The sequence below is a fragment of the Paenibacillus sp. lzh-N1 genome (assembly GCF_002872435.1).
In the GTDB taxonomy this organism is placed as follows: domain Bacteria; phylum Bacillota; class Bacilli; order Paenibacillales; family Paenibacillaceae; genus Paenibacillus; species Paenibacillus polymyxa_C.
The window spans coordinates 650295-658073 of the sequence record NZ_CP025696.1 but is presented as its reverse complement, the minus strand read 5'-3'; the positions used below and the strand labels follow the sequence as shown (position 1 = coordinate 658073).

1 protein-coding gene is annotated in these 7779 nt (G+C 45.6%); it reads left to right on the top strand.

What is annotated here, in order from left to right; all coding sequences use genetic code 11:
- Positions 1-5 precede the first annotated feature (5 nt).
- The gene (locus C0638_RS03015; RefSeq protein WP_058711017.1) at positions 6-7772 is read left to right on the top strand and encodes a non-ribosomal peptide synthetase; all 7767 of its coding nucleotides are present in this window, start codon (positions 6-8) and stop codon (positions 7770-7772) included.
- Positions 7773-7779: the final 7 nt, after the last annotated feature.

Sequence of the window (7779 nt, the reverse complement as noted above, 5' to 3'; positions counted from 1 at the left end):
GCCGTATGAGAAACGCACTCATTCAAAACATTTATCCATTGACACCCATGCAGGAGGGGCTTCTATATCACTCCATTTTAGACGAGCACTCAGAAGCATATTTTGATCAAACGGTCATTACCTTAAATGAACGGTTGAATGCAGAGACGCTGAATGAAAGCTTCCAAACCCTAATTGACCGTTATGATGTGTTACGGACTGTGTTTGTTTATAAAGAAACAGACCAACCGTTACAAGTCGTGCTGGCTAATAAAGAGGCAACGATTGATTATAGAGACATTACGGAATTAAATGAAGCAGAACAACGTTTATATGTTGATAATTTTACGATTAATGATCGGAAAATGCGTTTTGATCTGGAAAAGGATCTCCTTATTCGGATAAGTGTTCTTGCATTAAGTGATACAAGCTGCAAAATGGTTCTAAGCTTTCATCACATCATTATGGATGGCTGGTGTATTGGTACAATTGCGAAGGATCTGTTCCAAATTTACAGGGCTTATTCCCTCGGGAAGAAGCCAGAATTGGACGCAGTATTTCCATATAGCCGGTATATCAGTTGGTTAGGGCAGCAAAATAAGAAGACAGCTCTTGCTTATTGGGAACAACAATTATCAGGTGTGGAAGAGCAAAGTGGCTTACCTCTTAGCAGCAAGTCAACTGAGGATGGAAGCTACAAGCTGAACAACCATATTTTCACCTTGGACGGGCAGTTAACCCGTGGTTTGGAAATGATAGCACAACAAAATCAGGTAACCTTAAGTTCTGTATTTCATGGGATATGGGGTCTGTTGCTGCAAAGATACAATAACACCAAAGATGTGGTATTTGGTTCCGTTGTTTCCGGCCGTCCAGCTGAGCTGGAAGGGTCGGAGAAAATGGTTGGATTATTTATTAATACGATTCCTGTACGTATTTGTCATAAAGAAGCACAAACATTTTCCCAGATAATCAAGCAATTTCAGCAGAATATGATGGAATCGGGGAAGTACCATTTTCTATCCTTGGCTGATATTCAGATGCTAACCCCACTGGGCAAGAGCTTAATCCACCATATCATAGCATTCGAGAACTACCCAATTACTGAAGAGCTTGCTGGTGGTGAAGGAGAACAGCTTGTTTCAATTGTGGAAACCGAGGGCTTTGAGCAAACGAATTATGATTTTAATATTGGAGTCATTCCTGGTAAAGAATTGAAAGTTAAGTTTGGCTATAACAGTATTGCTTATCAAGCTTCAGATATTGAAAGAATTGAACTGCACCTAAAACAAATAGCTGAACAGGTAGTTTCTAATCCGCATATGAATGTGGATGATATTGATTTGCTTTCTGGCGAGGAAAAACACAGAATCCTGCGAGATTTTAATGATACAGATGCCTTATATCCTCAAAGCCAAACGATTCAACAGCTATTCGAAGAGCAGGTGGCACTGACGCCGAATCGTTTGGCAGCAGCATTCGCTGATGGGCGGTTAACTTATCTGGAATTGAACGAACGGGCTAATCGATTGGCTCGCGTCTTGAGGATGAAAGGGGTGCAAACTGGCCAGATTGTTGGGATTGCAGCCTATCGCTCACCGGAGATGCTAGTCGGGATCATGGCTATTCTTAAGGCAGGGGGGGCTTACTTGCCAATCAATCCAGAGGATCCTCTGGAACGAATTCAATATATAGCGGGTAACAGCGGAGCTTCCATCCTGCTGGTGCAGCAGGAAATCCAAACTACATTGAAGGATATTTCAGCGAATATCAGCGTGCTTGCGATCGGAGCAGACTGGCCAACTGAAAAAACTAATCTTGAACCTTACAGTGGGCCGGAAGATTTAGCTTACGTAATTTATACATCCGGTTCTACAGGTAAGCCTAAAGGAGTTATGATTCGTCACACCTCTATAGTGAATCGGCTTCATTGGATGCAAAAAAAGTATCCGATTGGTGTGGACGATATCATTTTACAGAAAACGCCTTACACCTTTGATGTTTCTGTATGGGAACTATTTTGGTGGGCTATAGCCGGAGCTTCAGTCTACTTTCTTCCGCCTGATGGGGAGAAGGATCCCAAGCTACTGGTGGACACGGTGGCAGAACAGAAAATTACAACCCTTCATTTTGTGCCTTCCATGTTGTCTGTTTTTTTGGAGTATGTTGAGCAGCACCAAGCAGAGGGGAAACTCAGCAGTATTAAACGAGTTTTCGCTAGCGGGGAGGCACTAACAGTAAAGCAAGCCAGACGGTTTAATACTCTGCTTCGAAAGCCGAATGGAACAACTCTGCATAATTTATACGGACCAACGGAGGCAACAGTGGATGCAACATGGTTTGATTGCCCGGATGGAGATGATTTGCAGAGTATTCCAATTGGTAAGCCTATTGACAATACCCGGTTGTACATTTTGGATCAGGAGAGGAGACTGCTTCCTGTTGGTATTCCGGGGGAACTTCATATTGCTGGCACAGGAGTAGCCCTAGGCTACATTAATCAACCCGATCTAACGGACGAAAGATTCACGGATAGTCCATTCGTTTTCGGAGAGCGCATGTATAAGACAGGGGACTTGGCAAAGTGGCTCCCCGACGGCAATGTGGAGTATCTCGGAAGAACAGACCACCAGGTGAAAATCCGTGGATATCGTATTGAGACTGGAGAAATCGAAAAGGTCCTGCTCTCTCATCATGACATCAGAGAAGCCGTTGTTCTATCTAGAAAAGACCAAGAGGACGAAATGTATTTATGCGCTTATATTGTTTCGGACCATGAACTCTTAACACAGGAAATACGATCTTTTTTGAAAGCGTCTCTGCCCTTGTATATGGTACCTGCTCATCTGATACAGATGGCTACGATACCTCTTACGCCTAATGGAAAGGTGAACCGAGGAGCGCTTCCTGAGCCCCATCATGTGATTCGGGAGCAGGGGGTTGTAGCTCCTCGAACAGATACAGAAACTCGTCTAGTACGTTTGTGGGAGGATATTCTGCATGTGAGCCCAATAGGTATACACAGCCATTTTTTTGAACTGGGTGGACATTCGCTGAAGGCTACAATACTGATTGGGAAAATTATTCGAGAATTCCAGGTCGAGTTGCCTATGCGTGAAATATTTGAGTACCCAACTGTGGAAAGCATGAGCAAACTCATTGAACGTACAATCGGGAGAGGGGCAGGTACATTTACCGAAATTGCTCTACTTTCTGATCAAACCTATTATCCAGTTTCCTCCTCGCAAAGACGTCAGATGATATTGCATCAACTTGAAGGAGCGGAACTGGTTTACAATATGCCTTCTGTCATGCTCGTTCAAGGCCATCTGGAACAGGAACGGTTGAAAATGGCTTTCAACACTCTGATTCACAGGCATGAAGCATTGCGCACTTCTTTTTCATGGATCAACGGAGAGCCGGTTCAAAGCGTACATGACGAAGTAGAATTTGAGTTGAAAATTCATAGTCTGACCAGCAAAGAGGATTCAGAGGAACAGCAAATAGAAACGGTGCTAAGTGAATTCGTCCAACCGTTTGACCTGAGCCGTGCCCCTTTATTAAGAGGCGAGCTGATCCCGTTGGCAGAGAACAAAAATATGCTGCTGGTTGATTTACACCATATTATTTCGGATGGCGTTTCTATGTCTATTATTATGGATGAATTTGTAAAAGCATATGATGAACAGGCGCTTCCGCCTCTATCCGTTCAGTACAAAGATTATGCTAACTGGCATAATGAGCAAATAAATCATGGATTTATTAAAGAGCAGGAATCCTACTGGCTGGATCTCTTTAAACATGAGCCGCCTGTACTGGAGCTACCAACGGATTTCCCAAGACCGTCTATTCAAAGCTATGAAGGTAACACGGTATCCCGAATCCTGGGCGATGATATAACAGAGCCACTTCACAAACTTGCAGCTGAAACTCAAAGTACATTGTTCATGATTTTACTGGCTGTATATAACGTTGTTTTGTCCAAGCATGCACGACAAGACGACATTGTCATCGGTACACCGGTTGCTGGGAGAAGACATCCAGATACAGAAAAGATCGTCGGCATGTTTGTTAATACGTTGGCACTGCGTACTAGCCCTTCAGCGGAGAAGAGTCTTTCAGCTTTTCTGGACGAAGTTAAGGAAACGGTTTTATCTGCTTTTGAGCATCAGGAATATCCCTTTGAGCAATTGGTCGAAAAGCTTGCGCTGCGGAGAGATGTGAGCCGAAGCCCGATCTTCGACACCATGTTTGTCATGCAAAATACAAAAGGACAGCCGCTACAATCTAGTGGATTGGAATTCAAACCATTTCCGTTCAATCCAGGTGTATCCCGATTTGATTTAACCTTGAGTGCGGAAGAAACAGGTAGCTACCTTCATTTAAATTTGGAGTATAACAGTGCTTTGTTCCAAAAGGACACTGTCGAACGCTTCTTGGATCATATGGTGGTGGTGCTAAGGTCGTTTGTAGCTAATAGCACACAAACCATAGGTGATACCGATTTGTTAACTGTGGTAGAAAAAGAATTGATTTTGAAGAAATTCAACGGGAAGGCTGCGCCTTATCCAAGGGAGAAGACGATTCATCAATTGTTTGAGGAGCAGGTGGAGCGAACACCTGAGCATCCGGCAGCCCTATACAAAGATCGGCAATTGACGTACCGGGAGCTGAATGCCCAAGCGAATCGGGTGGCTCACGTCCTGCGGAAGAAAGGGATCGGGCCCGACCAAATGGTGGGCATCGCAGTTCATCGATCGCTGGAGATGATCGTCGGCCTGCTGGGGATTTTGAAGGCAGGCGGGGCGTATCTGCCGCTACATCCAGAGGACCCGGAAGAACGGCTGGGATTCATGCTGGAGGATAGCGAGGCATCTATCCTGCTGACCCAGCGGGATCAGTTGGACCGCCTTCGTCCGCACGGAGCCAATCGCGAGCTGATCGCTATCGAAGATCTGCTGGTGGAGGGGATGGAGCTTACAGGAGAAGAATGCGAGAAGAACCCGGAACCCGTTAACCGCTCAACCGATTTGGTGTACGTGATTTATACGTCAGGCTCCACCGGCAAGCCGAAGGGGGTCATGATTGAGCACGCATCGCTGATCAACCGTCTGCACTGGATGGAAAAACGAATTCCGTTTGGAGCGGAGGATGTGATCCTGCAAAAAACGCCTTACACCTTTGACGTATCGTTGTGGGAGCTGTTTTCGTGGGCGATTCAGGGAGCGACGGTATGCTTTCTGGAGCCGGGAGGCGAGAAAGACCCGGCAACGATAGCCGAAACGGTGGAGGCCAACGGGGTAACAGCGATCCATTTTGTGCCATCCATGCTGGGAGCATTCCTGGAGTATATCGAGCATAGCGGAGCCGCCGGAAAAATGCGTAGTGTCCGGCGAGTATTTGCCAGCGGGGAAGCGCTGATGACAGAACATGTCCGCCGGTTTAACCGTTTGCTGGGAGCCGAAGGAGCCACATTGCATAACCTGTATGGACCGACAGAGGCAACGGTAGAGGTGGCGTATTACGACTGTCCTGCCGAGCAGGAACCGGAGAGCATTCCGATCGGGAAGCCGATTGATAACGTGAAATTGTATATTTTGGACCATAAAGACCGATTGCAGCCGATAGGCGTACCGGGCGAGCTGCACATTGGAGGGGACTGCGTAGCCCGAGGATATGTGAATCGGAAAGAACTGACGGAGGAGAAGTTCGTAGCGGACCCATATGCGGCGGGAGGAAGGATGTACCGAACGGGAGACTTGGCGAGATGGCTGCCGGATGGAAACATTGAATATATGGGTCGGATCGACCATCAGGTGAAAATTCGCGGCTACCGGATCGAACTGGGTGAGATTGAAGCGGCAATACTGGCCTACGAAGGGGTACAGACGGCAGTAGTGCTTGCTCGTGATGACCGTTCTGGAGGAAGTTATTTATGCGCCTATGTTGAACATGCCCAGGAATTCAATGTACAAGCATTAAAGGCTCGTATTAAAGAAGTCCTTCCCGAGTATATGGTGCCTGCTTATATCGTATCTATGGAAGCTATGCCTTATCTATCGAGCGGTAAGATCGACAGAAAAGCATTGCCTGAGCCTGATCACAGTCTGTCGATTGAGGTAGATTATATTCCTCCATCCAATAAGGTTGAAACGTTGATGGCGGAAATCTGGCAAGAGGTTCTTGGCTATGCTCCTATCGGAACGAATCATAACTTTTTTGAATTGGGCGGGGATTCGATTAAAGCTATTCAAATTTCCACACGTCTAAGCAAGCACGGATATCGCATGGAAATTAAGGACCTTTTCCGTCATCAAACGATAGGTAGCCTAACTCCAGATCTAAGAGCAGTCAGTGTTCAAGCCGAGCAAGGGATTATTGAAGGAGAGGCTGAGCTATCCCCTATCCAACGATGGTTTTTTGAGCAAAAGTTCACGGAATCCAACTATTGGAACCAGGCCGTTATGTTGTATAGCCAAAATGGGTGGAAGGAAGAACTGGTCGATCAGGTGTTGTGTAAGCTGACTGAGCATCATGATGCCTTACGAATGACATATACAGCGAATCAGGACAAAATTATTCCCATCATTCATGGTACGAATCGAAAGGCATATGCTCTTACTGCTCTGGATGTAAGCCATGAGTCATCCATTGAAGAAGCAATCCAGACCCTCAGCGAAGCGATTCAGCGGCGCATGAATTTAGAAAGCGGTCCGCTTGTGCAAGCGGGGTTGTTTCACACCGCTCAAGGTGATCACTTACTACTCGCGATTCATCATTTGGTGGTAGATGGAGTTTCTTGGAGAATTCTATTGGAAGATTTGGAGCAGGGGTATATGCAGGCACTTAATAATGAAGAAATCCTCTTTCAGGCGAAGACCCATTCATGGAAGGATTGGACCCATCGCCTTGGTGACGATGCAAAGGGTGGGCGTCCAGCTCGTTACAAACGTTATTGGGAGAATGTAATCCGTCATGCCAGTAAACCGCTTCATAAAGACTATCCGGCCGCTGACAGAAGAGGGAAGGACCTGGAAATCTGCAACGTAAGGCTTTCCAAGCAACAAACAGATCGTCTACAGAAGGATGTACACAAGGCTTATAGTACGAATGTAAACGATCTACTGTTGACAGCCTTTGGGCTGGCATTGAGAGACTGGACTGATGATGACGAATTTACCATTTTGTTGGAAGGGCACGGACGGGAACAGATTTTTGATGATATAGATATAACCAGAACGGTCGGCTGGTTTACTACGATGTATCCTATTCATCTAGATATGAAGCATAATACCGATTTAGCTTACCAAATTAAGCTGACCAAGGAAGCGTTGCGACGTGTTCCTAATAAGGGCATTGACTTCGGAATTCTGGAATATATGACCCTACACGATTTGAAAAGTACTAATCAGGGACATTTTGCACCTGAAATTCGCTTTAATTATCACGGCCAGATTGATTCAGGCTCCGTTGCGCCTTTATTTGTCGAATCAAAGTATTCTGCGGGTCGAACAGTAAGTGAGGAGACCGAGACACCATTTGTGCTTGATATTAATGGAAGTATCGAACAGGGGATATTAACCCTCGGGATTGAGTATAGCAGTCGTGAATATGCTGAATCGAGTATTCAAAAATTGGGGAATTTCTTGCAAAGTCGTTTGCTAGAAATTATTGAGCATTGCTCTGAAAAGAAGGAGAAGGAATGGACTCCCGCAGATGTGAGCGATGAGAATCTTTCAATTAACGATTTGGATGAGATTATGGCCTACTATAAAAATAATACATCTTCCTAGGCGGTGG

Excerpts from the sequence above, each read along its gene's own strand:
- C0638_RS03015 (WP_058711017.1), top strand. The coding sequence starts at position 6 with ATGAGAAACGCACTCATTCAAAACATTTATCCATTGACACCCATGCAG.